General features: G+C 74.8%; 25 protein-coding genes. 13 read left to right on the forward strand and 12 right to left on the reverse strand.

What is annotated here, in order from left to right; translation table 11 throughout:
* Nucleotides 1-177: 177 nt before the first annotated feature.
* Nucleotides 178-933, forward strand: coding sequence for a methyl-accepting chemotaxis protein (locus ACQEVZ_RS07980; RefSeq protein WP_433363355.1), 756 nt, complete (start codon nt 178-180; stop codon nt 931-933).
* 214 nt (nt 934-1147) lie between these two features.
* On the opposite strand, the gene ACQEVZ_RS07985 is transcribed toward ACQEVZ_RS07980, so the two are convergent.
* From ACQEVZ_RS07985 to ACQEVZ_RS08005, 5 genes are all read right to left on the reverse strand, one after another.
* Entirely contained in the window at nt 1148-2653 is a 1506-nt protein-coding gene (locus tag ACQEVZ_RS07985) for a hypothetical protein (protein WP_433363358.1), read from the reverse strand.
* 121 nt (nt 2654-2774) lie between these two features.
* Nucleotides 2775-3215 (reverse strand): S26 family signal peptidase, encoded by a 441-nt coding sequence (locus tag ACQEVZ_RS07990; protein ID WP_433363361.1) that lies wholly within the window; start codon nt 3213-3215, stop codon nt 2775-2777.
* Nucleotides 3212-5113: an ABC transporter ATP-binding protein gene (locus tag ACQEVZ_RS07995; protein ID WP_433363364.1), complete on the reverse strand. Its 1902-nt coding sequence runs from the start codon at nt 5111-5113 to the stop codon at nt 3212-3214. The genes ACQEVZ_RS07990 and ACQEVZ_RS07995 overlap by 4 nt, the downstream gene beginning before the upstream one ends.
* The gene (locus tag ACQEVZ_RS08000; RefSeq protein WP_344515988.1) at nt 5110-5667 is read right to left on the reverse strand and encodes a hypothetical protein; all 558 of its coding nucleotides are present in this window, start codon (nt 5665-5667) and stop codon (nt 5110-5112) included. The genes ACQEVZ_RS07995 and ACQEVZ_RS08000 overlap by 4 nt, the downstream gene beginning before the upstream one ends.
* A 109-nt stretch (nt 5668-5776) precedes the next feature.
* Nucleotides 5777-5968, reverse strand: a complete 192-nt coding sequence (locus ACQEVZ_RS08005; protein WP_344515990.1) for a hypothetical protein — start codon at nt 5966-5968, stop codon at nt 5777-5779.
* Nucleotides 5969-6158: 190 nt separating this feature from the next.
* Here ACQEVZ_RS08005 and ACQEVZ_RS08010 point away from each other — a divergent pair, with 190 nt between their 5' ends.
* Together ACQEVZ_RS08010 and ACQEVZ_RS08015 are read left to right on the forward strand one after the other, a co-directional pair.
* Entirely contained in the window at nt 6159-7799 is a 1641-nt protein-coding gene (locus ACQEVZ_RS08010) for a tetratricopeptide repeat protein (RefSeq protein WP_433363368.1), read from the forward strand.
* Nucleotides 7800-7815: 16 nt separating this feature from the next.
* On the forward strand, nt 7816-8421 hold the full coding sequence (locus ACQEVZ_RS08015) for a MauE/DoxX family redox-associated membrane protein (protein WP_433376676.1): 606 nt from the start codon (nt 7816-7818) through the stop codon (nt 8419-8421).
* Between the two features lie 263 nt (nt 8422-8684).
* On the opposite strand, the gene ACQEVZ_RS08020 is transcribed toward ACQEVZ_RS08015, so the two are convergent.
* Entirely contained in the window at nt 8685-8879 is a 195-nt protein-coding gene (locus ACQEVZ_RS08020; RefSeq protein ID WP_433363371.1) for a hypothetical protein, read from the reverse strand.
* Between the two features lie 147 nt (nt 8880-9026).
* Here ACQEVZ_RS08020 and ACQEVZ_RS08025 point away from each other — a divergent pair, with 147 nt between their 5' ends.
* Nucleotides 9027-9818 (forward strand): alpha/beta hydrolase, encoded by a 792-nt coding sequence (locus ACQEVZ_RS08025; RefSeq protein ID WP_433363374.1) that lies wholly within the window; start codon nt 9027-9029, stop codon nt 9816-9818.
* Between the two features lie 79 nt (nt 9819-9897).
* On the opposite strand, the gene ACQEVZ_RS08030 is transcribed toward ACQEVZ_RS08025, so the two are convergent.
* Together ACQEVZ_RS08030 and ACQEVZ_RS08035 are read right to left on the reverse strand one after the other, a co-directional pair.
* Complete coding sequence (locus ACQEVZ_RS08030; protein WP_433363377.1) at nt 9898-10167, reverse strand: hypothetical protein; 270 nt, start codon at nt 10165-10167, stop codon at nt 9898-9900.
* 191 nt (nt 10168-10358) lie between these two features.
* A complete protein-coding gene (locus ACQEVZ_RS08035; RefSeq protein ID WP_433363380.1) occupies nt 10359-11231 on the reverse strand; it encodes a hypothetical protein in 873 nt (290 codons plus the stop codon).
* 162 nt (nt 11232-11393) lie between these two features.
* Between ACQEVZ_RS08035 and ACQEVZ_RS08040 the strand changes: the two genes are divergently transcribed.
* Nucleotides 11394-14552 carry a BTAD domain-containing putative transcriptional regulator gene (locus ACQEVZ_RS08040; RefSeq protein ID WP_433363383.1) on the forward strand — a complete coding sequence of 1053 codons (3159 nt, stop codon included), beginning with the start codon at nt 11394-11396 and terminating at the stop codon, nt 14550-14552.
* On the opposite strand, the gene ACQEVZ_RS08045 is transcribed toward ACQEVZ_RS08040, so the two are convergent.
* Together ACQEVZ_RS08045 and ACQEVZ_RS08050 are read right to left on the reverse strand one after the other, a co-directional pair.
* The gene (locus tag ACQEVZ_RS08045; RefSeq protein WP_433363386.1) at nt 14442-15209 is read right to left on the reverse strand and encodes a Calx-beta domain-containing protein; all 768 of its coding nucleotides are present in this window, start codon (nt 15207-15209) and stop codon (nt 14442-14444) included. The genes ACQEVZ_RS08040 and ACQEVZ_RS08045 overlap by 111 nt on opposite strands.
* Before the next feature lie 76 nt (nt 15210-15285).
* Nucleotides 15286-15894, reverse strand: coding sequence for a TetR family transcriptional regulator (locus ACQEVZ_RS08050; protein ID WP_433363389.1), 609 nt, complete (start codon nt 15892-15894; stop codon nt 15286-15288).
* 83 nt (nt 15895-15977) lie between these two features.
* Between ACQEVZ_RS08050 and ACQEVZ_RS08055 the strand changes: the two genes are divergently transcribed.
* Nucleotides 15978-17711, forward strand: coding sequence for a CocE/NonD family hydrolase (locus ACQEVZ_RS08055; protein ID WP_433363392.1), 1734 nt, complete (start codon nt 15978-15980; stop codon nt 17709-17711).
* Nucleotides 17712-17738: 27 nt separating this feature from the next.
* Entirely contained in the window at nt 17739-19991 is a 2253-nt protein-coding gene (locus ACQEVZ_RS08060) for a molybdopterin-dependent oxidoreductase (protein WP_433363395.1), read from the forward strand.
* 37 nt (nt 19992-20028) lie between these two features.
* On the opposite strand, the gene ACQEVZ_RS08065 is transcribed toward ACQEVZ_RS08060, so the two are convergent.
* Nucleotides 20029-21270, reverse strand: a complete 1242-nt coding sequence (locus ACQEVZ_RS08065; RefSeq protein ID WP_433376679.1) for an RNA polymerase sigma factor — start codon at nt 21268-21270, stop codon at nt 20029-20031.
* Nucleotides 21267-21620, reverse strand: coding sequence for a YciI family protein (locus ACQEVZ_RS08070; RefSeq protein WP_433363398.1), 354 nt, complete (start codon nt 21618-21620; stop codon nt 21267-21269). Before ACQEVZ_RS08070 ends, ACQEVZ_RS08065 begins: the two co-directional genes overlap by 4 nt.
* 124 nt (nt 21621-21744) lie before the next feature.
* On the opposite strand from ACQEVZ_RS08070, the gene ACQEVZ_RS08075 reads away from it, so the two are divergent.
* The 6 genes from ACQEVZ_RS08075 to ACQEVZ_RS08100 all read left to right on the forward strand — a co-directional run bounded on the left by ACQEVZ_RS08075 (nt 21745) and on the right by ACQEVZ_RS08100 (nt 26098).
* Nucleotides 21745-22710: a hypothetical protein gene (locus tag ACQEVZ_RS08075; protein ID WP_433363401.1), complete on the forward strand. Its 966-nt coding sequence runs from the start codon at nt 21745-21747 to the stop codon at nt 22708-22710.
* 99 nt (nt 22711-22809) lie between these two features.
* Nucleotides 22810-23007 (forward strand): hypothetical protein, encoded by a 198-nt coding sequence (locus ACQEVZ_RS08080; RefSeq protein ID WP_344514655.1) that lies wholly within the window; start codon nt 22810-22812, stop codon nt 23005-23007.
* Nucleotides 23008-23044: 37 nt separating this feature from the next.
* The gene (locus tag ACQEVZ_RS08085) at nt 23045-23338 is read left to right on the forward strand and encodes a hypothetical protein (protein ID WP_433363404.1); all 294 of its coding nucleotides are present in this window, start codon (nt 23045-23047) and stop codon (nt 23336-23338) included.
* The gene (locus ACQEVZ_RS08090) at nt 23335-23859 is read left to right on the forward strand and encodes a TlpA family protein disulfide reductase (protein ID WP_360566802.1); all 525 of its coding nucleotides are present in this window, start codon (nt 23335-23337) and stop codon (nt 23857-23859) included. Before ACQEVZ_RS08085 ends, ACQEVZ_RS08090 begins: the two co-directional genes overlap by 4 nt.
* Complete coding sequence (locus tag ACQEVZ_RS08095) at nt 23856-25673, forward strand: ABC transporter ATP-binding protein (protein WP_433363408.1); 1818 nt, start codon at nt 23856-23858, stop codon at nt 25671-25673. The genes ACQEVZ_RS08090 and ACQEVZ_RS08095 overlap by 4 nt, the downstream gene beginning before the upstream one ends.
* Nucleotides 25670-26098 carry a S26 family signal peptidase gene (locus ACQEVZ_RS08100; protein ID WP_433363411.1) on the forward strand — a complete coding sequence of 143 codons (429 nt, stop codon included), beginning with the start codon at nt 25670-25672 and terminating at the stop codon, nt 26096-26098. The genes ACQEVZ_RS08095 and ACQEVZ_RS08100 overlap by 4 nt, the downstream gene beginning before the upstream one ends.
* Nucleotides 26099-26156 lie beyond the last annotated feature (58 nt).

Here is a 26156-nt window from a genome sequence, read left to right on the forward strand (position 1 = left end):
AGCGGCCCATCGGCCTCAACTCCGCGCGGTGGTCGCCGATATCGCACAGCAGGCGCACAACCTGCGCGACGCCGCCGACGACCTGGCCACGAACGCCTCGACGGTCACCCGCCACACCGCGGAGACCGCCCAGCAGGCGGTGCTGCTGTCCGGTCCATCGACGACGTCACCGCCAACATGCGCGGCCTGCTGTCCGGGGCCGACGCCGTGCGGACCAGCATCGACGCGATCGCCGAGCGGGCCGGCAACGCCGGGCGGGTGGCGCAGCAGGGCGTCACGACGGCCGCCGACACCCAGGTCAGCGTGACCCGGCTGGGCACGTCCAGCGCCGAGATCAGCGGCGTGGTCGCGTTCATCAACGGTGTCGCCGCCCAGACGAACCTGCTCGCGCTCAACGCCACCATCGAGGCGGCCAGGGCCGGCGCGAGCGGCAAGGGCTTCGCGGTGGTCGCCGACGAGGTGAAGGGCCTCGCCCAGCAGACCGCGGAGGCCACCGGCAGCATCGACGCGCAGGTGGCCGCCATCCGCACCGACGCGGAGGCCACCGCGACGGCGCTCGGCTCGATCACGAAGGTCATCCACGAGATCACCGGCCACCAGGCGGACATCACCGCCGCGGTGGACGACCAGCGCACCGTCACCGCCGAGATGACCCGGCGGGTCCACGACACCGGCGACACGACGCTCGCGCTGACCTCGACGATCAACGACCTGGCGCAGGCGGCGGGCCGCTCCACCGACGGCACCCGGCAGGTCGCCAACTCCGTCGCCGCGCTGGCCTCGATCGCCGCCAACCTCAGCTCGCTGACGTCCGCCTACGAGGCGGTGGCGGTCACCCGGATCGGCGTCGGTGCCTACGTACCGCCGCCGCCGCCATCCACAGTGGACTCGACGGCCTCGGCTGCCGGTTCACCGCCCTCTGGACTGTGCTGAGCCCCGATCCGCGCTCAGCCCGCAGCACCACACAGGCCAGGCGCCCGGACGGTTCCGGACACCTGGCCTGTGTGCACGACGACCCGTGGTCGAAACGGGGACGGGGCGGAAGGTTCGTGAGCCGCCCGCTCTGCCGGGCCGGAGCCTCCTCCGGCTCTCTGAGCTACCGCCGTGCCACGTCAGCCTCGTCGATCGCGCCGGTCGGCGCAAGGCGTTATCGCCGCTGTGTCTGTCCGGAGAACACGCCGGTCTCCCGCAGGAGCCCGGCCAGCAGCGGCGACGACACCGTCACCCCGTGCACCAGATCCCGGGCCGGCGCCGGCAGCTCGGTCATGCCCTGACGGTACGGCTGCGTCCAGCCGGTGGCCTCCGGATCCACCCCGTGCCGGCGGCATGCCTGCCGCACCAGGTCGGCGTCGCAGGAGTCGTCACCGAGCACGACGTCCCACGGCACCGGCAGGTCCGCCCACACCTGCACGTCCGCGTGCTGGTCGCGGCCCTCCAACCGGTGCCAGGCCGCCACGTCGGCCGCCACCAGCGCGGGCACCTTGCCCGGGCAGCTCGCCTCGATGACGTCGTCGTACCCGAGTCCGCGCGTCAGATTCAGCCAGCCGGTGCGGGCCTGGTTGAACGCCCGGGACGCGCTGTTCCACGTCGACGAGTCGTCGCCGGCCCGCATGATCATGTGGGTGGGGTCGCGGCGCACGTCGTAGGCGCGCCGCAGTGCCCGTGCCGACGCGGCGAGCTGCTCGTAGTACAGCCCCATCAGCCGGCCGCACTGCGTGTCGTCGAGCCGGTCCAGCACCGACCACCGCGTCAGCACCGACGCCAGCACCCACGGCCGGCAGGCCGGGCTCGACAGCGCGGCCGCCAGCAGCTGCTCGGCGAGGGTGTCCATGGGACGGGCCTGGCGCCCCGACGTGAACAGGGTCCGCATGTTCAGCCGCGCCACGTAGTACGCGGTGAACGCGGCGGTGGCCGGGCACGCGACGAAGTCCTCCTCGGTGACGAGGTACGCCAGCCGCGCCTTGCCGAACGCCACCGACGCCTCGCGGTCCCGTTCGGCGCCCAGCACCTCGGTGCGCTGCTGCAGGTGCAGCACGGCCCGCACCGCCCGGCGGTACGTGCGCACCGACACCCCGGGAAGCAGTTCCCGGCGGGTGGCGGCGGCCATCCGGTCCCGGGCGTCGGCGTGCCCGCCCCGGTCGCCCCGCGCCCCGGCCGGCTTGCGCAGCCGGTAATAGGTGCCGCCCGCCCACGAGATCGGCACCGGACGGCGCGGGACCGTCCGGCGGGCCGGCCAGGGATCCTCGTCGGGGAGGCCGAGCAGCGTCAGGGCCGACCCGAGCCACAGGTGCAGCGCCGCCGGCTCGGCCGGGTCCGCCGCCACCGGTGCCGGTCGCGCCGCGGCGAGCGCGACGGCGTCCACCGCGACCTTGGCCGTCTCGTACGCCCTGGCCAGCCCCGGATGATGCCGCCACGTCGTCGGCATCGACGACCCGACCGGCCCGGTCCACACCGCCGGCCCGTCCTGCGCCACCACCAGCTGACGCGCCCGCTGGTACCGCATCATCGAATACAGGTCCCGGCAGCCCACCGCACTCAGCCACCGCTGCGCGCCGAGTTCCACGATGTCCACCGCCACGTCCTGCGGCGACCGCCGCTCACGAATCCCGGCGTACAGGCGACGCAGGACGGCTTCTTCCGAACGCTGCTCCACGATGACCACCCAGCCCGTCGTCGCGACGGCCCGGTGGGCGACCGCCCCCGGACGCCGGTCAACCGGAGACCAGCCGCACAGTATCGGCCCGCACGATCGGTGCCGTCCAATCAATTCCGTCCTACGGTGCGCCCAGTCGGCGGATGACGACGCCGAGGAGGCGGTCGGTGGTGAAGTAGCCGGAGCGGCGGGAGTCGTGGGACACGACGGGGTTGTCGCCCAGCAGGACCACGCGGTCGGGAGGGACGTGATTGCCCGGGACGGTGCGCAGGGCGGGCACGGTGTCGCGCGGGATGGGGTCGCCGGGGGCGGCGGCCACACGCTTGACGATCCGCGCGGGTCGCTGGGGTGCCGGTGGGGGTGGGGGCGAGGCCGTGAAGACCACCACCTGGCCGGTGCGCAGCGCTGCCGGTGGGATCCGGCGGACCAGGAGGCGTTCGCCCGGGCGGTACGTGGGCAGCATGCTGGGGCCGTCGACGGTGACCGTCAGGTAGCGCCGGCGCAGCCACCACACGGCGCCGAGGGCGGCCAGCACCACCGTGGCGAGCGGGAGCCACATCATCCGTGCACCTTGAACGGCTCAGCGGGCTCAGCGGGCTCAGCGGGCTCAGCGGGCACGGCGTCGCGGTAGCCGGCCGCCTGGCGGGCGAAGAGCCGCGCGTAGCCACCGTCCGCGGCGACCAGTTCGGCGTGGGTGCCCTCCTCGGCCACGACGCCGTCGGCCAGGACCACGATCCGGTCGGCGTCGCGGACCGCGCCGAGCCGGTGCGACACGACCAGGCTGGTCCGGCCGGCCCGCAGGGTGCGCAGGTGGGTGTGCACCTGGTGCTCCGCCTCGGGATCCAGGCCGGCGCTCGGCTCGTCCAGGATCAGCAGGTCCCGGTCGCGGCGCAGGAACGCCCGGGCCAGCGCCACCCGCTGCCACTGGCCGCCGGACAGCAGCACGCCGGTGGCGGACCCGGCGCCCTCCGGGTCGGCGTCGAAGGCGCGGCTCAGCATCGTCCGGTACCCGCGGGGCAGCGCGGACAGGGCGTCGTGCACCCCGGCCTCCCGGGCCGCGTCGGCGACGCGCCGCGGGTCGGCGGCGGCGGACAGGTCGCCGACCGCGATGTTCTCGGTAGCGGTCAGCTCGTAGGACACGAAGTCCTGGAAGACCGCGCCGATCCTGGCCCGCAGCTGCGCCGGCGGCACGTCCCGGATGTCCACGCCGTCCCAGCGGATCTCACCGCGGGTCGGGTCGTAGAACCGGCACAGCAGCTTCACCAGGGTGCTCTTGCCGCCGCCGTTGCGCCCGACCAGGGCGACCGTCTGCCCGCACGGGATGGTCAGGTTCAGCCCGCGCAGCACCCACGGGTGGTCGGGGCTGTAACGGAACCACACGTCGCGCAGCTCGATCCCCCGGCGCAGCGGCGGCAGCGGCCGGGGTGACGCCGGCACCGGCAGGTCGGGCTCGGCGGTGACCACCGCGACGTAGTGATGGAACGTCAACAGGTGCTCGTAGGCCATCACCCCGGCCGAGACGACCGTGCCCAGGGACGCCTGTACGCCGGCCATCGCGGCCACGAACATCGACACGTCACCCACGCCGAGCCGGCCGTCGCCGGCGGCGAGGATCGCCCACACCAGGCCGGCCCCGGCCACCACGGCCGAGCTGCCCGCCAGCCCGCCCTGGACCAGCAGCTCGCGGCGGTCCATGCGGCGCCGGGCCGCGTCGGCGGTGCGCTGCTCGTCGAGCATCCGGCCGCGCAGGAAGCCGCCGAGGTCGAAGAGCCGGATCTCCTTGGCGGCGTCCACGGTGGACAGCAGGTTGGAATAGAACAGGCCGCGCCGCTCCACGGGCCCGATCCGCCACAGCATGCCGGTCCGCTGGCGCGACAGGCGCAGCTCGATGAGCAGCGCCGGCACGGCCGAGGCGAGGACGACGCCGGTGAACGCCGGGCTGATCAGGGCCAGCGAGCCGACGAACCCGGCGACCGTCAGCCCGCTGCGGACTCCCGCCAGCGCGGTGTCCACGAGCCGCCCGGGGTTGGCCGCGCTGAGCACGCCCAGCCGCAGCCGGTCGAGGAACGCCGGGCTCTCGAAGCGGGCCAGCCCGGGAAGGCTCGACACCGCGGCGAAGAGCTCGTCCTTGCCGCGCAGCGCGGCCCGCCGGTCCACCTCGCTGCGGAGGTACTCCGCGGCCTGCACGGCGACGGCGAGGGCGGCACCGGCGGCGGCCAGGGCCAGCGCCAGGCTGAGCAGCCCGGCGACCGCGCCGGCCCGGCCCGGCCCGGCGACCCGGTCCAGCACCTCCCGGGTGAGCCAGGCCATCGCGACCGGGGCCGCCGCGGTGACCACGGTCGCGGCGACGTACCCGAGGACGTGGCCGCGGGCCGCGCGCCAGACCATGCCGGCGGCCCGGCCGGCGGCGCCGGCAAGGGCACGCCGGCCGGGCCGTGGGTCGGCTGCTGCAGCGGTCACGCCGCGGTGCCGACCGGGAGCCGGGACACCGCCGCGACGACCGCGGACAGCGTCGCGTCGGCGCCGAGCACGCAGAACCGGGGGTACGAGGTCACCCCGAACGCGCGCGCGACCGGCGGCCTCGCGCCTTCCAGGACCACCCGCGCCACCGGCGTGAGCTGCGCGATGAGGGCGTCCGGGTCGCTGTCGTGGGCGTTCACGACGGCCAGGACCCGCTGGCGGTCCTGGCCGCGGGCCCAGGCGAGGAAGTCGGGCAGCTGCGCCTGACAGCCCTTGCAGTCCGCGGCGAGGAACGCCACGACGGTCGCCGGCGCCAGGTCGTCCCGGCCGACCGGCGCACCGTCGGTGGTGGTGGCGTGGAAGTCGGCGACGGTGTCACCGGCCACCGGGTCGGACCCGGCCGGGCCCGCGGCGGGTGCGCCGCCGACGAACTCGTACACCGCGTCGATCAGCTGCGTCTGCTCGCGCAGCCGGCGGATCATCCCGAGGCACAGCAACAGGTTCAGCACGCACAGGGCACCGACGAGCGCCACGACGACTATGAGGAGGGGCATGGAAACCGCCTTTGCATCTGCCGGTCGACCGGCGAACGGGTGGGAAGGACCGGGCCCGCAGACCGCCGGTGCCCGCGGACACCGGCGATCCGCCGGGCTCACCGCAGGGTCAGCACGGGATGTACGTGATGCAGCTGCCGCAGTGGTGGGAACCGCTCGGGTAGTAGCAGCAGTACCGGCCACTGTTGCGCGCACTGCAGCACTCGTAGTCGCAGTCCGCTGCCCGGGCCACGGTGTGCGGCACGACCATGCCGAGGATCCGGTCGGCTACCGCGCCGACCATCTTCTTGGCTGCACGCATGTGCACCTTCCCTTCCGTTGTACGGATGAGTGGAGGCGCCGGCCTGTGATCTTCGGCCGGCTGCCCACAGCATGCGACGGAGACCGAAGTCGATTCGTTAACGAATTGTTGGCATCCGGCCAGCACGAGTGTTAGATAGGCATCACTGAGTCAGGCATTGACGCCGGGCGCTGCCAACGGGGGCGGTGGCATGGAGATTCGGTTGCTCGGTCCGGTGGAACTGCGGCTCGACCACCACGTGGTGGACGCCGGGCCGCCGCAGCAGCGGCACGTCCTGGCGGTGCTGGCCGCCGACGCCGGCCGCCCGGTCACCACCGAGCTGCTCATCGACCGGGTGTGGGACGAGGCGCCGTCCGGTGCCCGGCGCACCCTCCAGGTCTACCTCACCCGGCTGCGCCGGCTGCTGGCCCCCGACGGCGACGCGCCCGTGCTGCCTCGCCGCTCCGGCGGCTACGTGCTGGACGTCGCGCCCGAGCGGATCGACCTGAACCGCTTCCGCGACCTCATCGACCGGGCCCGCGGCCGCCCGGACGGCGAAGGGGTGGCGCTGCTGCGCCGGGCGCTGAACCTGTGGACCGGCGAGCCGCTCGCCGGGGTGCCGGGGAGCTGGGCCGAGCGGATGCGCAGGGCGTGGCGCCGCCAGTACGTCGACGCCCTGGTGCAGTGGGCCGAGGCGGAGCTGCGCTGCGGCAACGCCGGCACGGTCCTCGGCCCGCTGACCGAGGCGATCGGCGAGTATCCGCTGGTCGAGCCGCTCACCGCCGTCCTGATGCGGGCCCTGCACCTGACCGGCCGGACCGTCGACGCGCTGGACTGCTACGCCGACCTGCGCTACCGGGCCGCCGCGGTGGGCCGGCTGCTCGACCACTACGTGTACTGCGGGCAGGCCGCGGCGCTACGGCTGGAGCCGCACTGGATCCGCCTGGTCGCGGACCCGCCGCCGGCCGGGGTGCTGGTCGAGCCGTGCGCCTGCGAGCGGCGGGCGCTGGCCTGGTTCACCGAGCACCGGCAGGCGATGCTGGCCGCGGCGACGCTGGCCGCCGAGGCCGGGTTCACCCGGCGCGCGTGGCAGCTGGCCCGGGTGCTCGCCGGGCTGCTGCACAACCAGGGACGGTGGCAGGACCTCATCGCGGTCGGGCGGCTCGCGATCGAGGCGACCGAGCGGCTCGGCGAGCACCGCGAACGCGCCTGGGCGCAGCGGTTCCTCGGATGCGCCCACGCGCACCTGCGGCGGTACGGCGAGGCCGAGGCGGCGTACCGAGCGGCGCTGGACGGATACGAGCGGCTCGGCGACACCGCGGGCCGCGCGGGCGTGCACTTCGCGCTCGCCCGCCTCGCCGAGTCGCGGGGCGAGTGGCCGCTGATGCGCTCGCACAGCGCGTCCGCGCTGCGGCTCTACACCGAGGCCGGGCACCGCCTGGGCCGCGGCCGGGCGCTGAACCTGGTCGGCTGGGTGCACGCCAGGCAGCGCGAGTGGGCGGACAGCCTGACCCACTGCCGGCGCGCCCTGGCCCTCCAGGACGAGCTGGGTGACCGCAGCGGCCAGGCGGCCACCCTGGACAGCATCGGCTACGTGCACCACCATCAGGGCGAGTACGCCCGCGCGCTGGAGTGCTATGAACGGGCGCTGGCGCTGTGCCGCCGGTTCGGCGACCGGTTCAGCGAAACCAAGGTGCTCACCCACCTCGGCGACACCCACCTGGCGTCCGGCCGCCCGGACGCCGCGCGGGCCGCCTGGCGGGTCGCCGGCCAGATCCTCGCCGACCTCGGCGACGCCGACGCGGAGCAGGTGCGCGCCCGGCTCACCACCCTGACCGGCGTGGCCGGCTGACCGTTTGAAGGTGACGATGTCGTACCTGTCGTTGGGACTGCTGGCGGCGCTGTGCTGCGTGTTCGCCGCCTCCGCCTGGAGCAAGCTGCGCAGCCGCGCCGCCCAGCAGGCGTTCGCGGAGTCCCTGCGCCCCGTGCCGCTCGTCCCCGCCGGCCACGTGACCGGCGTGGCAATGGCGGCCACGGTCGCCGAGGCCGGCCTGGTGGCGGGGCTCGCCGCGGCGGCGGTGGCCGTGACCGGCGGATGGCCGCCCGCGCGGCCCCTCGCGATGGTGGTGCTCGCCCTCACCGGCGCCCTGCTGGCCGTGTTCACCACCGGCGTGGCGCTCGCCGTGCGCCGCGGCACCGGCGCCCGCTGCGCCTGCTTCGGCGCCGCCGAACGCCCGCTGAGCGCCCGCCACCTGGTCCGCAACGGACTCCTGCTGGCGGCGACCGGCACCGCGGCGCTCGGCATCGCCATGACCCGGACCCAGCCGCCCGACCTGGCCGGCACGGCGGTGGCCCTGACGACGGGCGCCGTCTGCGGCCTGCTGATGATCCGCCTGGACGACCTGGTGGACCTGTTCACACCGCCCCCGGCCCGCCGACCCGCCGCACGACCCGGGCAGGACCGCCGCGCCTGACCTCCACGGGCGGGATCTCCGAAATCCGGTAAGCGGTGATCCGGCTCGATCATGCCGGGCTGCCTCACCGCAGGCGCTGGCCTGTGCCGTCCGGCCCATCTGACGAGGGAACCCGGGCCCGGCCCGACGGCCGAGCCCGCGGGGCGACAGCCGGACGCCACCGTGCCCACCACGTCCCAGCCTCGGTCTTTCCCGAAATGTTGCCGCGGGCGCGCAGCTGGATCGTCACCGGGTGACCCGAGGCGTGGATGACGGCGCCGTGCCTAGAGGCGGGTGGTGCAGGTGGCGGCGTGATCGGTCAGCCACTGCAGCGCGGGCGCGATCCCATCCGCGTCCTCGTCCGCGCCGCATCCGGTGCAGCGCTCAGTCAGGTATCCGGAGAGGTTCATCTCGATCCACGCCTCTGCTCCGCCGGCCGTCGTGACAATGTCCGACACGATCTCCCGATATTCCTCCATGCCCTCATCGTGCCGCCGCAGCCGCCTGCTACACCGCCGGAGTCCAGCGACGTGTGTGCCGGACGGCGCAGCCACCCGATGAATAGCCCGGACGTTCTGCATCGCCGACGCGGACATCAAGGCCGGCGGCCGGGGTAGTTCCGACGGATGAAGGCGATTGGTGGCGCAGCCTCGGCGATCGTCCTCGGGCTGCTGGGAACCTCGCTCACCGCCTCCGCGGCCCCCGCGGCGCCGGCGGGGTGCGGCGGGAAACCGACGATCGTGCTGGTGCACGGCGCGTGGGCGGGCACGTCAAGCTGGAGCGGGGAGGTCTCCCGCCTGCAGGGCAGGGGCTACACGGCGCGGGCGATCGCCAACCCGCTGCGCGGGCTGACCGGTGACGCGGCGTCCGTCTCCGAATTTCTCAAGTCGGTGCACGGGCCGGTGGTGCTGGTCGGGCACTCCTACGGCGGCGCGGTCATCACCAACGCGGCGGCCGGCAACACCAACGTGAAGGCGCTGGTCTACGTCGACGCCGCCGCGCCGGCCGTCGGGGAGACGACCGGCGGGCTGAGCGGGTCCGGTTCGGCGTTGAACCAGAACGCAACCGTGCTGTTCGACAAGGTGGGCACGGACCTGTACCTGAAGCAGCCGGTGTTCGTGCACTCGTTCGGGCCGGACCTCGCGCCCGGCCAGGCTGACGTGCTGTGGGCGAGCCAGCGCTCGGCCGCGACCGCCGCGTTCTCCACCCCGTCGAAGGCAGCCGCGTGGGAGAGCATCCCCTCGTGGTACGTCATCGGGGGCGCCGACAAGATCATCACGCCGGCGTCGCAGGAGTCGATGGCGCACCGGGCCAAGGCACACATCCGCACGGTGCCGGGCGGGTCACACCTGACGCTGATCTCCCACCCCGACGCCGTGACCGACCAGATCCTGGCCGCCACCGAGCACGTCTGCTGAGGCCGGGTTGTTGCGCCGCGCCCGGGCGTCCACACGTGGCGCCGTATCCTTGCGTGGCGCGGAGCACGTCCACGTTCGTTCACGGCGTCGGCAGGCTCCACACCATCGTCATCGGCTCGTCGTCGACCCACAGCTGCGCGGCGAACAGGTCCTCGTCCAGCCCGACGGCCGCCTCGACCGCTTCGGCGTCGCCGGGCAGTGCGATCCAGGCCTCCGGTCGCAGGTCCGCGTCGCAGAGCAGGAGGCCGCTCTCGTACGTCTTGAGCACGGCCCGACGGTCGCCGAGAAAGAACCCGTGCCAGTCGAAGTGGTCACCGACGTCCAATGTGGACGGATCGAGGACCGCCACTCGCTGACCGCCGTGCCGAGCCGGGCCACCCGCCCGCCGCTCAGCACGAGTCCGCCGTCGAGGACGAGCCCCGGGGCTCCGCCACCAACTGTGGAACGATCATCCGCACCACACCAGCCTGGCACACCAGCGCCGCGATTCCTGTACGCGGTGCGCGCCGGGGGTGTGCCCCGGCGCGACCGCTGTGGCGCTTAGCTTCCGCAGATCACGTAGAGGGTCAGGTTCCAGTTGCCGGCGTAGCCGCTGTGGAACTCGTCGGCTGCCGCCGACATGTCGTCGCTGCTGTAGACGTTCAGCACGGACGGCAGCACGTTGCCCAGACCGCTGTCGATCGCGAACCCGCCGCCGAAGGTGCCCTTCGGGCCCGCGCTCTCGTCGCAGTGCCAGTTCAGCGACTGATGCGCCGTGCTGGTGAGCGGGCCGGTGTCCCACGACACCAGTTGCAGGCCCGCGGGGGTGTTCGCGCAGATGGCGTACGCGGTGAGGGTCCAGCCGCTGTGTGCGCTGCCCGGGACGCGGTACGCCTTGGCCGTCACGGTCTTGAGGTTCGCCGACGGGATGACGTCGTCCAGCACGACCTCGCCCTGGCCGTTGTTGACCTTGGCGCCGGTGCCGATCACGCTCTTGCCCGCCGGGCAGGACGGCGTCGTGGCGGTGGCCGAGGTGGTGGCGGCGGCCGACGTGGCGCTGAGGCGCTGCCAGCCCGGCAGCGGGTCGGCGCACTGGGCCTTCACCGTCAGCGACCAGTTGCCCGCGTACGTGTCGACCTCGCGCAGGGTGGCGGTGAACCCCGAGCCGTCGGCGTTCGGCTCGAGCTGGTCGAGCCCGACCCAGCCCTGGGCCGCCGGGTTGGCGGTGAGGTACCCGCCGCCGCCGGTGACGACGGTGCCGGGCGGGCAGGCCTTCGAGTAGGTCTTGTCGCTGCTGTTCGCGGCCGTCGTGAAGCCGACCGTGACCAGGCCCGCCGGGTCGGCCGATGCCGGTGCCGGCCCGAGCGGGACGACGGCGGCGACCGCGACGACGGCGCCCGCGCCCACGGTGGCCAGGCGTCGGTGGATGTTCATCGGTGCCCCTTCCAGTTGAGGTGTGCCACCACGGTGGGCCCGGCCGCCGGGGCGCGCCGCCGAACCTGAACCCTGCTGAACATCGACGGTTGAACATTGTTGAACTGTTGGGTTTGCGCGGACGCCTTGCCAGAAAGCCTGATGTCCATCTATGAACGGTCGATGGCGGACGACCAGGCTGTGCCGGATCTTCCGGGGATGCTGCACCAGCTGCGGCGACGGGAGGCCCGGCGGAGGGGCGGCGCGGAGCTGACCTACCGGGACCTCGCCGCGGCCACCGGCTGGTCGCTCGGGATCGTCGCGCAGTACTTCTCCGGCAAGTCACTGCCGCCCGTCGACCGGTTCGACGTCCTCGTCCGGCTGCTCGGCGCCTCCCCCGCCGAGCAGGGCGTCCTCGCCACCGCGCGGGACCGCGCGGAGGACCACCGCCGCCGGGCCACCGGGCCGGTCCGGGTCCAGGAGCCGGCGCGGCGGGCCGAGGTGCGACTGCTCGGACCGCTGGAGGTGGCCGGGCCGAGGGGCTCGACGGCCCTGTCCGGGGCGCGCCAGCGGGCCCTGGTCGGCGTGCTGGCGCTGACCGCCGGCCGGGTCGTCACGCAGGGCAGGCTGCTCGACGCGCTCTGGGCAGAGGCGCCGCCGCGGACCGCCGTCGCCACGCTGTACAGCCACGTCGCCCGGGTCCGGCAGTCCCTCGACGCGTGCGGGCTGCCGGGCGTGCTGCTCACCCGGGGCCCGGGGTACCTGCTCGCGGTCCGGCCCGACGAGGTGGACGCCCACCGCTTCGAGCGATGGGCCGCCGAGGCCCGCCGGGCGCTGGCCGCCGGTCAGGTGACCGAGGCGGCGAGCCGCCTGCGTCTGGCGCTGGCGCTGTGGCGCGGCGAGGCGCTCGCCGACGCGGACCCGGTGGGCTGGGTCGCGGCCGAGGTGGGCCGGCTGCACGAGCTGCGGCTCGGCGCGCAGGAGGACCTGTGGGACGCCCGCCTGCGGCTCGGCGAGCACGCCGCCGCCGTCGACGAGCTGGAGAAGGCCCTCGTCACCCATCCGGTGCGGGAGCGGCTCGTCGAGCTGTCGATGCTCGCCATGTACCGGTGCGGCCGGCACACCGACGCCATCGAGGCGTACCAGCGGCTGCGGGGGCGGCTCGCGGAGCGGCTCGGGGTGGAGCCCGGTCCGCGGGCGGCGGCGCTGTACGCGTCGGTCCTGCGCCGGTCACCGGTGCTCGATCTCGAGGTCTCCCAGCCCGGGGTGACCACCCCGGCGCAGCTGCCGCCGCGGGTCGGCCACTTCGTCGGGCGCACCGCCGAGCTGTCCGCCCTCGACGGGCTCCTCGGCGGTCCGTCGCAGGTCGGGGTGGTGTGCGGTCCGGCCGGCATGGGCAAGACCGCCCTGGCCGTGCAGTGGGCGCACCGGGTCGCCGGCCGGTTCCGCGACGGGCAGCTCTTCCTCGACCTGCGCGGTCACGACCCGGCGACCGCGACGCCGGCCGCCGAGGCGCTGACCCTGCTGCTGCTCGGGCTCGACGTGCCGGCCGCGCAGATCCCGGTCGACCCGGCGGCGCTGCTCGGCCTGTACCGGTCGGTGGTGCACCACCGCCAGGTCCTCATCCTGCTCGACAACGCCGCGACGGCGGCCCAGGTGACCTCGCTGGTGCCGCCGTCGGCCGGCAGCCGGCTGCTGGTGACCAGCCGCCGCCAGCTGGCCGGCCTCACGATGGACCACGCGGTCACCCTCGTCGACCTCGACGTGCTCGCGGCCGGTGAGGCCCTGGCCCTGCTCGGCCGCGTGATCGGCACCGACCGGGTCGCGCGGGAGCCCGGCCCGGCCGCGGCGCTCGTCGAGTTGTGCGGCCGGATGCCGCTGGCCCTGCGGATCGCCGCGGCCAAGCTGACCGTCCATCCGCCGCGACCGATCGCCGAGCTGGTCGCCGCGCTCGCCGGCGCCGACCGGCTGGCCACCCTGACGGTCCCCGGCGACTCCCGCAGCGTCCGGACGGTGTTCACCAGCGCCTACGAGGCGTTGAGCCCGCTGGCCGCGCGCACCTTCCGCCGGTTGGGCCGCCATCCCGGTGCCACGTTCACCCCGGCGCTGGCGTCCGCCGTCGCGGGTGCCCGCGACGCCGAGGCACGGCAGGCCCTCGGCGAGCTGCTCGGCGCGCATCTCGTCGTGGACACCGGCGGCGGCCGGTTCCGGTTCCACGACCTGATCCGCCTGTACGCGGCGGAACGGGCCGGGCCGGAGGAGGCGGCCGCGGCCGACCGGCGCATCGTCGAGTGGTACCTCGTCGCCGCCGACGCCGCGAACCGCGTGTGCGACCCGGCGCGTGACCGGGCCGGGGCGGTGGCCGCCGAACCGCCGGTCGAGGTGCCGTTCCCGCTGGACCGGGGCCACGCGCTGGCCTTCCTCGACGCCGAGCGGGCCAACCTGCTCCCTGTGGTCCGGCACGCCGCCGAGCACGGGCACGACCGCGCGACCTGGCAGCTGGCCTATCTGCTGACCGGCTTCCACATGCTGCGCGGCTGCTGGCCCGACCAGCTCGAGACCTACCGCCTGGGCCTGTCCGCCGCCGAGCGCGGCGACGAACTGGCCGCACAGGCGCTGATGCGCGGCCTGCTCGGCATGGCCCTGAACACGGCCGGACGGCACGAGGAGGCGCTGGAGCACCTACCGGCGGCGCTCGCATTGCTGCGTGCCGTGGGGTACCGGCGCGACGAGGGCCTGGCGCTGAACAACATCGCCGTGGCCCACTGCGAGCTGGGCCGGCTCGACGCGGCGGCGGGCGCGTTCGGCCAGGCACTGGACCTGCACCGCACGGACGGCCACCTGCCGGGTGTCGCCCTCGCCCTGAACAATCTCGGTCACGTGTACACCCGGATGGGCGAGCCGGACCTCGCGCGCGAGCACCTCTGCCGGGCGCTCGCGCTCGCCCGCGAGATCGGTGACGCGCCCATGGAGGCGCTGACGCTGACCAGCCTCGGCGAGATCCACCTGGCCGCCGCCGACCACGAGGGCGCGCTCGAACAGTTCACGGCGTCGCTGGCGATCCGGCGGAGGATCGGCGCCCGGGGCGTGGAGGCCGAGACGCTCAGGTTCATCGGCCTCGCCCACCTGGGTCGCGGCGACCGCGCGGCCGCCGCGACCCAGTTCCGCCGGGCCTTGGCGCTCGCCCGCGAGCTCGCCGACCGGCACCTCGAGTCCGTCGTCCTGGCCCACCTAGGGACCGTCGATGGTGACCACCGCGACCGAGTCGACGACGGTGCCGGACGAGACCGCGACGATCCGCACCGTGAACCAGCGGCTCGGGGTGCCGGCCGGACGCGGTAGCAGGGTCACGTCGAACGGGACGCGCGTGGCCCCGGCCGGGACGGTCTGCGTCCGCTCACCGACCGGGACGTAGTCGACGCCCGCCCTGGCCGTCCCGTCGCCGGTCTGCCACACGTAGGTCAGCGGTGTCGGCGGGGGCGGAGGCGGCGGCGGGCACAGGTAGCCGTGGCCCAGCATGGGGACGACGCCGTCGTCCACGGCCCAGACCAGGCCGGGGCCGTCGTCGTCGAGGATGCGCCCGTTCGCGGTGCCGCGCCACACGACGATGCTGGCGCTGGGTGCGGTGAGCCGCACCGTGAAGTCTTCGAGCGCGGCCTCCCGCACCCGGTCGTCGGCGATCCTCGCCACGATCGACCGGACGCCGGTGTCTCCGGCGTCCCAGCGCAGCACCCCGTCCGGCAGCACGAAGTCGGCCGCCGGCAGGGCGCTGCCGGCCGTGACCGTGAACTCCACCGCGCCGGCCGCGGCGCACCCGCCCGAATACACCAGGAAGGTCAGCGTGCCGGCGCGCTCGCCGGCCGTCACCTGTGGCTGGACGGCGACCGTGCGCAGGCACGGCTCGGCGGCGGCGCTCCGCCCGGGCGGTGCCGGCGCGACCGCGACGGCGAGGGACACGACGGCACCTGCGGTGAGTGCCTGCCTCAGTCTTGGCGTCATGTAACGCATCGTCGGCCGCCGGCCTTGTGCCGAGCTTGTGGAGGGCTGCCTCGCGCCGAGCTTGTGGAGGGCTGCCTCAGCGTGCGGGCGTGCCGGGCGCGAGCAGCGCTTGCAGGGCGGTGCCGGCGGCGGCCACGACCTGGGTCAGGTCCTCGTCGGCGATGGTCGGCACGCGGACGATGCGGCGGGCGACCACGACGCCCATCAGCATGGCGGCGGCGAGGGCGACGCGCAGGCGGGTGTCCGGGTCGTCCCGGAGGTGGGCGTCGACGCCCTTCATGAGGCGGGCCTCGACGAAGTCACGGAGCTGGGCGGCGGCCTGCTCCTGGGCGATCGCGCCGCGGAGCATCGCCAGCAGCGGCTCAGAGGCCTCCGGGTCGTCCTCCCAGACGCCGAGGAACGCGCGGGCGACCCGCTCGCCGATCTCCTCCGACGGGCCCCGCCACGCGTCGGTCATTCGGTCGAGGGCGGCCGGCGGCACCGACATGACGGCGCCGAAGAGCTCGTCCTTGGACTTGAAGAACTGCATGACGAGGGACGCGTCCACCTCGGCGTCGGCGGCGATGCGGCGGATCGTGGTGGCGGTGAAGCCGTCGGCGGCGAAGCGCGCCCGGGCGGCCTCGAGGATCGCCTGCCGGGTCGCGCTCTGCCCGGGCCGGCGGCCGCGTCGCACCGTCTCCTCCATCACGCCCAGTTTATGAACGCGCGTTGAGTTTGCCAACCCGGAACCCTTGCCGGCCAATCTCAACGCGTGTTTATATTCTTGCCATGGAGAAGATCTACCTGCCGTCCCAGCCCCTGCAGCCAGGCGACCGGTACGGGATCCTGAGCGGCTTCGAGCCCGGCACCCGGACCCTGGAGGCGGGCTTCCGGATCGCGCCGCCGTTCAAGCCGATCCCGGTCGACATCGTCCTGGAGAAGGACGTCGCCGTGACACTGCGTGATGGCGTGACGATCTACGTCGACGTGCTGCGGCCCGCCGGTGCGCAGCCGGTGCCCGTGATCGTCGCGTGGAGTCCGTACGGCAAGGGGCAGGGCACCTCGGCCAGCGTGATGGGCGTGTTCGGGCTGGTCGGCCTGGACAACGGGATCGTGTCGGGGCTGGCGAAGTTCGAGGCGCCCGACCCGGCGTACTGGTGCGCGCGGGGCTACGCGATCTGCAACCCCGACGTCCGGGGCGTCGCGAACTCAGAGGGCGACAGCGTCCTGTGGGACCGGCAGGAGGGCCGCGACTGCTACGACCTGATCGAGTGGCTCGCCGTCCAGGAGTGGTGCACCGGCAAGGTCGCGATGAGCGGCACCTCCTACCTCGCGGCCTCGCAATGGTTCACCGCCGCCGAGCAGCCGCCGCACCTGGTGGCGATCAACCCGTGGGAGGGGGTCAGCGACGTGTACCGCGACCTCGTGCTGCGCGGCGGCATGCCCGACACGGGGTTCGCCCGGCAGCTGCGGGACCACAGCTTCCTCGGCCTCGGACAGAAGGAGGACATCGTCGCCGAGGCCGAGCGGTTCCCACTGATGAACGCCCTGTGGGCGGACAAGGTCCCGGACTTCGACCGGATCACGGTGCCGGCGTACGTCGTGGCCAGCTACTCCAACACGCTGCACACCGCGGGCACGTTCCGCGCCTGGCGGCGGATGGCCTCGACCGACAAGTGGCTGCGCGTCCACAACACCCAGGAGTGGCCCGACTACTACGACGAGGCGAACGTCGAGGACCTGCGCCGGTTCTTCGACCACTACCTCAAGGGCGAGGACAACGGCTGGGAGCGGACGCCGCGCGTCCGATACTCGCTGCTCGACCTGCACGGCGGCGACCGGGTCGCGGTCCCCGCCGACCAGTTCCCGCCGCGGGACGTCACCCCGACGAGGTTCTACCTCGACGGCCGCTCCCGCACCCTGGTGCCGGCGGCACCGGCGGCCGGCGTGCCCGCGGCGTACGACATCGGCGCCAACCCTGACGTGGTCTCGTTCGTGACCCGGTTCGACCGGGAGACCGTGCTGGTCGGCTACCCGAAGGCGCACCTGTGGGTCGAGGCGCACGGCGCCGACGACATGGACCTGTTCGTCCTCGTCCAGAAGCTCGACGCGCACGGCACGCCGCTGCAGGCGTTCACCACCCCCAACCAGAGCGCGATGCTGCAGGACCTCACCGAGCGCGGCGCCACGATCCTGCGGTACAAGGGCTCCGACGGCCGCCTGCGGGTCTCCCTGCGCCACCTCGACGAGACCCTGTCGACCGGCGACGTGCCCGTCCACACCTTCGACCGGGTCGAGAAGCTCACCCCCGGCGAGATCGTCGACGTCGAGATCGACCTGCTCCCGATCGGCCTGCTCTTCCACCCCGGCGAGCAGCTCCGCCTCGTCATCAGCGGCCGCAACCTCCTCGGCCCGATGATGCCCCGGCTGGTCGAGTACACCCCCGCCAACAGCGGCCGGCACGTCATCCACACCGGCGGCGCGCACGCCTCCTACCTCCAGCTGCCCGTCCAGGCGCGGTAGCCCGCTTGCCGGGACCGTGTCTCAGGGGTGAAGCTGGCCGCGACGGCGAACCTCGACCAATGGTGGTGGGGCACGATGCACGGTGAAGCGACCCGCACGGCCTTCCGGACCTGCCCGCTGTGCGAGGCCGTCTGCGGGCTGGAGCTCACCGTCGCCGGGGACAGGATCGTGGCGGCGCGCGGCGACCGGGAGCACGTGCTCAGCGCCGGGTTCGTGTGCCCGAAGGGGGCCACGTTCGGGCAGCTGGTGCACGACCCGGACCGGCTGCGCCGGCCGCTGGTGCGCGGCGCCGACGGACGGCATCACGGGGTGGGCTGGGACGAGGCGTTCGCGGCGGCCGCGGCCGGGCTCGCGCAGGTGCAGGCGCGGCACGGGGCGGACGCGGTCGCCGTGTACCTCGGCAACCCCAACGTCCACACGATGGCCGGGCCGCTCTACGGCGGGCCGCTCGTCAAGGCCCTCGCCAGCCGCAACGTCTACTCCGCCAGCACCGTCGACCAGATGCCGAAGCACGTGTCGTGCGGTTACCTGTACGGCAACCCCGACGCCATCCCGGTGCCCGACATCGACCGGACCGACCTGCTCGTCCTCATCGGCGCGAACCCCCTGGAGTCCAACGGCAGCCTGTGTACGGCGCCCGACTTCCCCGGGCGGCTCGCCGCCGTCCAGGCCCGGGGCGGGCGGGTCGTCGTCGTGGACCCGCGGCGGACCCGGACCGCGGCCGTCGCCGACGAGCACGTGTTCGTCCGGCCCGGCGGCGACGCGCTGCTGCTGTTCGCGCTCGTGCACACCCTGTTCGACGAGGACCTCGTCGCGCTCGGCCGCCTGGAGGGGCACGTCCGCGACGTGGAGCGGGTCGCGGGCCTCGCGAAGGACTTCCCGCCCGAGACCGTCGCCGCCGCGTGCGGGGTGCCGGCCGGGGACATCCGCCGGCTCGCCCGCGACCTCGCCGCCGCGCCGTCCGCCGCCGTGTACGGGCGGATCGGCACCTGCGCGGTCGAGTTCGGCACCCTGACGAGCTGGCTCGTCGACGTCGTCAACGTGCTCACCGGCAACCTCGACCGGCCCGGCGGCGTCATGTTCCCGCTCGCGCCGCACGCCCGGAAGGCCACGGAGCCGGGCGGCAAGGGCTTCCGGGTCGGGCGGTGGACCAGCCGGGTCCGCGGCCTGCCGGAGGTCAAGGGCGAGCTGCCGGTCGCGACCCTCGCCGACGAGATCACCACGCCCGGCGACGGGCAGGTGCGGGCGCTCGTCACCGTCGCCGGCAACCCGGTGCTGTCCACGCCCAACAGCGGGCAGCTCGACGCGGCTCTCGGCGGGCTCGAGTTCATGGTGAGCGTCGACCCGTACCTCAACGAGACCACCCGGCACGCCGACGTGATCCTGCCGCCGACCGACCCCGCCCGGGTCGGCCACTACGACTTCGCGTTCCTGACCCTCGTCGTGCGCAACACGGCCGCGTACTCGCCGCCCGTGCTGCCGAAGGACCCCGGCGGCATGGACGAGGCCGACATCCTGGCCCGCCTCGCCGGGGTCGACCACGAGCGGCTGCTCCTGCAGCTGCTGCAGCGGGCCGTCGACGACCCAGGCTCCCCCGTCCACGGCCGGGACGTCGCCGGGCTGCGGGCCCTCGTCGGCGGCGACGGACCCGCGGAGCGGCTGCTCGACGTGCGGTTGCGGCTCAGCTCGTACGGTGAAGGCTTCGGCGCCGACGAGTCAGGGCTGACGCTGCGGAAGCTCCTCGACCACCCGCACGGCGTCGACCTGGGTCCGTTGCAGCCGCGGGTGCCGGAGGTGCTGCGGACCCCGAGCGGGCAGGTCGAGCTGTGCCCCGCGCCGATCGCCGAGGACGTCGACCGGCTGCGGGCGGCCCTCGACCGGCCGAGCGACGGGCTCGTCCTCGTCGGCCGGCGGCACCTGCGGTCCAACAACAGCTGGATGCACAACGTGCCGGGGCTGATGAAGGGCAGGGACCGCTGCACGCTGCAGGTCCACCCGCACGACGCGGCCGCGCTGCGCCTCGCCGACGGCGGCAGGGCGACGGTCGCGTCCCGCGTCGGCACGCTCACCGTCGCCGTCGAGATCACCGACACGGTCATGCCGGGCGTGGTCAGCCTGCCGCACGGCTGGGGGCACGGCGCGCCCGGCACGCGGGCCGCGGTCGCCGCCGCCACACCCGGCGTCAACAGCAACATCCTCACCGACGACCACGCCATCGACCCGCTGTCGGGCAACAGCGTCCTCAACGGCATCCCGGTGACCGTCTCCCCCGCCACCTGAGCGAGCCGGCGACCACGGCCGCGGCACCGGCCGGCGGCTACGACCGCGGCGCCGGGGCGGCGGCGGCCCGGCGCAGGAGGTACTGGCGCTCGGGTTCGGTGCGCACCAGCCGCAGCGACGCCTCCCAGGCCGCGCCAGCCGCGCCGGAACGGCCGAGGCGCTGCAGCAGCTCCGCCCGCACGGCCGGGACGAGGTGGTGGCCCGGCAGCCGCTCGGCCGCCTCCTCGGTCAGCGCCAGCGCCAGCGCGGGGTCGCCGGCCTCCGCGACCGCCACGGCCCGGTTGAGCCGCACGACCGGCGAGCCGGTACGCGCCTCCAGCCGCGCGTACAGCCCGGCGATCCGCGCCCAGTCGGTGCCGGCCGCTGTGCTGGTCAGGACGGCTGCCTTCGCGTGCTCCGCGGCGATCAGCGCCTCCAGCGCGTACCGGCCGGAACCCTCGTCGTCGCGGACGAACGCCAGCAGCTCGAAGCCGTGCCGCAGCTCGGTCGGGTGCCAGCGGGACCGGTCCTGCTCGGCCAGCCGGACCAGGTGCCCGTCGGCGTCGACGCGGGCGTCGCGGCGGGCGTGCTGCAGCACCATCAGCGCCAGCAGCGCGACCGGCTCCGGCTCGTCCGGCAGCAGGAGACCCAGCTCGTAGCCGAGCCGGATCGCCTCCTGCGCCAGCCGCGGCCGCAGCAGCACCGGCCCGACGGTGGCCCGGTAGCCCTCGCTGAACAGCAGGTACACCGCCGTCAGCAGCCCGTCGAGGCGGCCGGCGAGGTCGGCCGGCGCCGGTGCCCGCAGCGGGATCCCCGCCTGCGCGATCTTCTTCTTCGCCCGGGTCAGGCGCGCCGCCATCGTCGGCTCCGGCACCAGGCACAGCCGCGCGATCTCGGCCGTGGTCAGGCCCGCCCCGAAGCGCAGCATCAGCGCGGTCCGCGCGTCGGGCGCCAGCGCCGGGTGGCAGCAGGCGAACAGCAGCCGCAGCCGCTCGTCGCCGACCTCGTCCCCGACGCCGGCTTCGGTGACGGTGCCGGGCGCGTCGACGACCAGCAGCGGCAGCCGCTCCCGGTCCGCCTCCTCCCGCCGCACCCGGTCGAGGGCCCGCCGCCACGCGGCGGTCATCAGCCAGCCCGCCGGGTTCGCCGGCACGCCGTCCCGGTCCCACCGCTCGACCGCGGCCGCGAACGCGTCCTGCAGGCTCTCCTCGGCGAGGTCGAACCGCCGCAGCCGGGTGACGAGCAGCGCGAGCAGGCGCGGCCAGTGCTCCCGGTACGCCTGCTCGACCGCACCGCTCAGCTGGGCTCCTTCGGGCCCGGCGCCATCGGCCGCACCTCGACCACCCCGGACGGCAGCTCCCGGGCCAGCTCCAGCGCCTCGTCCAGGTCCGCCGCCTCGATCAGGTAGAACCCGGCCAGCTGCTCCGCCGTCTCCGCGAACGGCCCGTCGGTGACGCTGACCGCCGCACCGTCGCGCCGCAGTGTCGTCGCCGTCCCGGTCGGCGCCAGCTCCGCCCCGCCGACCAGCGCGCCGCGCTCCACGAGCAGCTTCATGAACCGCTCATGCCTGGCGTAGATCTCCCGCCGGGCCGCCTCGTCGGCCTCCTGCCACACCCGTTCGTCACCGTAGAGCAACAGCGCGTACCGCATGACTCCTCCTCCATCCGATGCCACCATGACGCGGCCACCGGCCCGAAATCGACAACCGGCCGGAAATTCATGCGGCCGGTCCGGTTGCACGTCGGCTGCACGCGCGGGGCGGCACAGTGCCGGCATGTTCGCACCCTTCCGGCGGCACCGGACGCACGCACTGCTCCTGGCCTGCGCGGTCCTGCTCGGCACCATGGCCGCCTGCGGTGATCGCGAGGGGTCGCCGGGCTCGGGCGGCGGGGACGCCGAGCTCGTCAAGGCGCTGGGCCGCCTCGCCGACACCGAGAACATCCGCACGAACGTGCGTTTCGCCGACGAGGCGGTCACGATGCACTTCCCGCGCAAGACCGGGTCGGTGAAGTGGCGCGGGCTGATCGGTCGCGGCAGCGCCCGGCTCCAGCCGGAGGTCATCAGACTGCCCGACTACGACATCCGGCTGGACAACAGCGAATACGTCGTCACCGCCGGGGGGTCGTCGCGCGACGTGTCGCTCGTCGCCGGCGGGCAGTTCCCGGTCGAGGTCACCCGCAAGCTGGTCGCGGCGGGCTGGCGGGACGACGGCGGTGGCCTCGTCGCCCCACCGGTCCTCACCGGCGACGGCCTGCAGTTCCTGAGCATCGCCATGCCCCGCGTCCACGGCGAGGGCGGCGACCTGTTCGTCGGCGGCGACGACGCGAACTGGGACGACGTCCGGGCCGCTCCGGAGCGCTCGCTCGCGGCGAACCCGACGTTCCGCGCGCTGGCGGGCTGCCTCGGCGACGTGGTCGCCGCGTACTTCCGGACCCGGACGCGGGACGAACGGACCTACGTGATCGCCGCCGGGGTGCTCCGGGCGGGCGCCGGCTCCAGCAAACCGGCGAAGTTCGTCGTGTGCTCGTCGTGGAGCACGGCCGAGGACATGGACCGCTCCGTCACGGAGCAGCGGCAGGAGTACGCGCACGACCGGCCGGCCGAGGTGTTCCGCGACGTCACGGTCACCGCGCTCGGCGGCGGGCTGCACATGGTCCGCGCGACGGCGGGCACCGCCGAACCCGACGCGATCCTCGCCATGGTCGACGACGGCAACGCGCCCGGCATGCAGTACGGCTGACCGCCCGGCCCGCCAACGCGATGGGAACGCTCCCATTGACAGGTCGACCGGTATCGATCACGCTGCCTATCGGTATCCCCCGATGGAAGGATGTCATCGATGGTTCAAGCCATGGGTCGGCTCGCCGACCGCGTGCTCGCGCGCCTCGCCCCGACGGCCGAGGCGGACGCGGGATGCACGTACGAATGGGAGACGTGCTACTGCAAGGGCGGCCTGCGGTACCGCCGCAAGTGCATGTACGGCTGCTCCGGCGTGCCGAACCACTGCTACTCCTGCACGGTCACCGGCACGTGCTGAACCACACGACGGCCGGGCGCGCCCCGGCGGGTCACCGATGCCGGTGACCGCGTTCGCCGCCGGCTCGGCCGTCGTGTTCGCGATGGCGGTCGCCGGGAAAGTTTCATCCCGGTCGTTCACCCGGCTCCGGCGCAGCGCGGCCGCGCTGCGGCCGGGGCCGGGACGCCCGCCTGCCGCCGCGGCCGTGCCCGTCGCCGGCCCCGGCACCTCAACCCCGTCCCTGGTCCGCGCGGTCGCCGGTGGCGCCGTGGGGCTCATCCTTGCGTCGCTGGAGGACATCGTGTCGTTGCTCAGCATCCCGCCGGTACCGGCGAAGGGAGCGGGCCGGTGACCACCGCGCTGCTCGTCGCGGTGCTGCTGCTCACCGCGCTGACCCTGTTCAACCTGGTCGTCGTCCTCGGGGTCGTGCGCCGGCTGCGCGCCTACGAGAACCGCCTCGGCGACATGGCCGAGCCGCCGCCGGTGTCGACCGCGACCCTCGGCGAACCCGTCGCCGACTTCACGGCGTCCACTGTGGACGGCCGGCGGGTCGACCGGGCCTCGCTCACCGGCCAGACCCTCATCGGGTTCTTCTCGCCCGACTGCCCCGCCTGCCATGAGCGGCTCGGCGACTTCCGCGCCGCGGCGGCCCGGCACCCCGGCGACGTCCTCGCGGTCGTCGTCGACGACGGCGGCGACCCGGCACCCGTCGTCGGCGCGCTCACCGGCACCGGCGGCGTCGCGGTCATCCTGGAGGACCCGGAGGGCCCCGTCGCGGGCGCGTTCGGCGTCCGGGGCTTCCCCGCGTTCGTGCTCGTGCGGGACGGTGGCGTGGTCGAGTCCGTCGGCTACCAGGTGCCCGTGCCGGCGTGACCGCCGTGCTGTCCCGTGCCGGCGCGGCGCTGCTGCTCGCGTGGCGGGCCCGTCCGGCGCTGCTGTGCGGGTATGTCGCCGCGCGCCTGCTGTCCGGCGCGCTACCGGCGCTTGCCGCGTGGCTGACGAAGGTCGGCATCGACCGGGTCGTCGCGGGCGGCGCGGCCGCGGCGGTGCTCCCCGTCGCCGCCGCCCTCGCCGCCGCCGGGCTGCTCGCCGCGCTCGGCCCGCCCGTGCTGCGCTACGTCCAGGCGGAGCTCGGCCGCGCCGTCGCCGTCATCGCCAAGGACCGCCTGTACGCGGCCGTCGGCCGGTTCACGCTGCTGCGGACCCTCGAGGACCCGGCGTTCCGGGACCGGCTGCGGATGGCCGAACAGGCCGGGAACGGCGGCCCGAGCCAGGTCGTCGACAGCGTCCTCGGCGTCGCCCAGGCCGTCGTGACGATCGCCGGCATGGCCGGCGCGCTCGTCGTCGTCTCGCCGTGGCTGGCCGCCGGTCTCGCCGCCGCGGCCGTCCCGGCGCTGGTGGCGGAGCTGCGGCTGAGCCGGCGCCGGGCCGCGCTCACCTTCAGCCTCAGCCCGGCCGAGCGGCGGGAGCTGTTCTACACCGACCTGCTCACCGACCTCAGCGCCGCCAAGGAGGTGCGGCTGTTCGGCGCCGGCGACCTGCTGCGCCACCGGATGCTCACCGAGCTGCGGACCGTCAACGCCGGGCACCGCCGGATGGACCGCGCCGAGCTCGGCAGCCAGGTGTCCCTCGCGGCGCTGTCGGCCCTGTTCGCCGGCGCCGCGGTCGCCTGGACCCTCGTCGCGGCCGCCGCGGGCCGCCTCAGCGCCGGCGACGTCGGCGCCGTGATCCTCGCGGTCGCCGGCGTGCAGGCCGCACTGTCGGGCGGCGTGCAGTACCTCGCGCTGGCCCATCATGCCGGGCTGCTGTTCGACCACTACCGCGCGCTGCTGGCCACCCCACCGGACGCCGGGGCGGCGCCGGCGGTGGGCGGACCGGTCGCCGGCGAGACCGGAATCGTCCTGGACGACGTGTGGTTCCGCTACGGCGACGAGCATCCGTGGGTGCTGCGCGGCGTCAGCGTCGCCATCCCGCCCGGGTGCGCGGTGGCGGTCGTCGGCGAGAACGGCGCGGGCAAGAGCACCCTGGTGAAGCTGCTGTGCCGCCTGTACGACCCGACCCGCGGCGCGATCCGCTGGGACGGCGTCGACCTGCGCGACCTGCCCGTCGAGGACCTCCGCCGGCGGGTGGCGGCCGTCTTCCAGGACTTCATGTGCTACGAGCTGACGGCCGCGGAGAACATCGCGCTCGGCGACACCGACGGACGCACGACCCTGGACACCGACCCGTCCCGGCTCGCGGAACCGGCGACGCGGGCCGGCATCCACGACACGCTGCTGGCCCTGCCCGGCCGGTACGACACCCTGCTGTCCCGCACGTTCGTCGACTACGACCGGCCGGAGGGGGTGCTGCTGTCCGGCGGGCAGTGGCAGCGGCTGGCGCTGGCCAGGGCGTTGCTGCGCGGGCAGCGGGACCTGCTGATCCTGGACGAGCCGAGCTCCGGGCTGGACGCCGCCGCCGAGCACCGCGTCCACCGGGCGATCGCCGCCCACCGCGACGGCCGCACCAGCGTGCTGGTCTCCCACCGGCTCAACACGGTCCGCGACGCCGACCGCATCGTGGTCCTCGCCGACGGGCGGATCGCCGAGACGGGGACGCACGCCTCGCTGATGGCGGCCGGCGGCACGTACGCGACGCTGTTCCGGTTGCAGGCCAGCGGCTACGACCTGGACCCGGCGGCGCCGTGACGTGGCTGCTGCGGCTCTTCCTCCGGCCCTGGTGGCTGGTGGTCAGGGTGCACGGCGACAGCATGGAACCCGCGCTGCACGACGGCGACCTCGTGCTGGCCCGGCGGCGGGCCGGCCGCACACCGCGCCGCGGCGACATCGTGGTGCTGCGGCGCCCGGCCGCCGCCGCGCCACCGCCCGGCGCCGAGGTCGTCCACGGTGGACCCACGCCGGCGACGCCGTCGCCGTGGCTGGTCAAGCGGGTCGCCGCCGTGCCGGGCGACCCCCTCCCGCCGGACGTGCCGGCGGCGGCGCCGGGCCCGGTCCCGGCCGGCATGGTCGTCGTGCTCGGCGACCGCCCCGGCCTGGACTCCAGGCTGTTCGGCCCGGCACCGCTCGCCACCGTCCACGCCACGGTCGTGCGGACCATCGCCTCCGCACGCTGACCCGCGGGCCGGCCACCACAGTCCGGCCGAACGGCTGCGGCAGGTGCCGGCGGCGACC

Source organism: Dactylosporangium sp. CA-152071, from assembly GCF_050936335.1.
Lineage (GTDB): Bacteria > Actinomycetota > Actinomycetes > Mycobacteriales > Micromonosporaceae > Dactylosporangium > Dactylosporangium maewongense.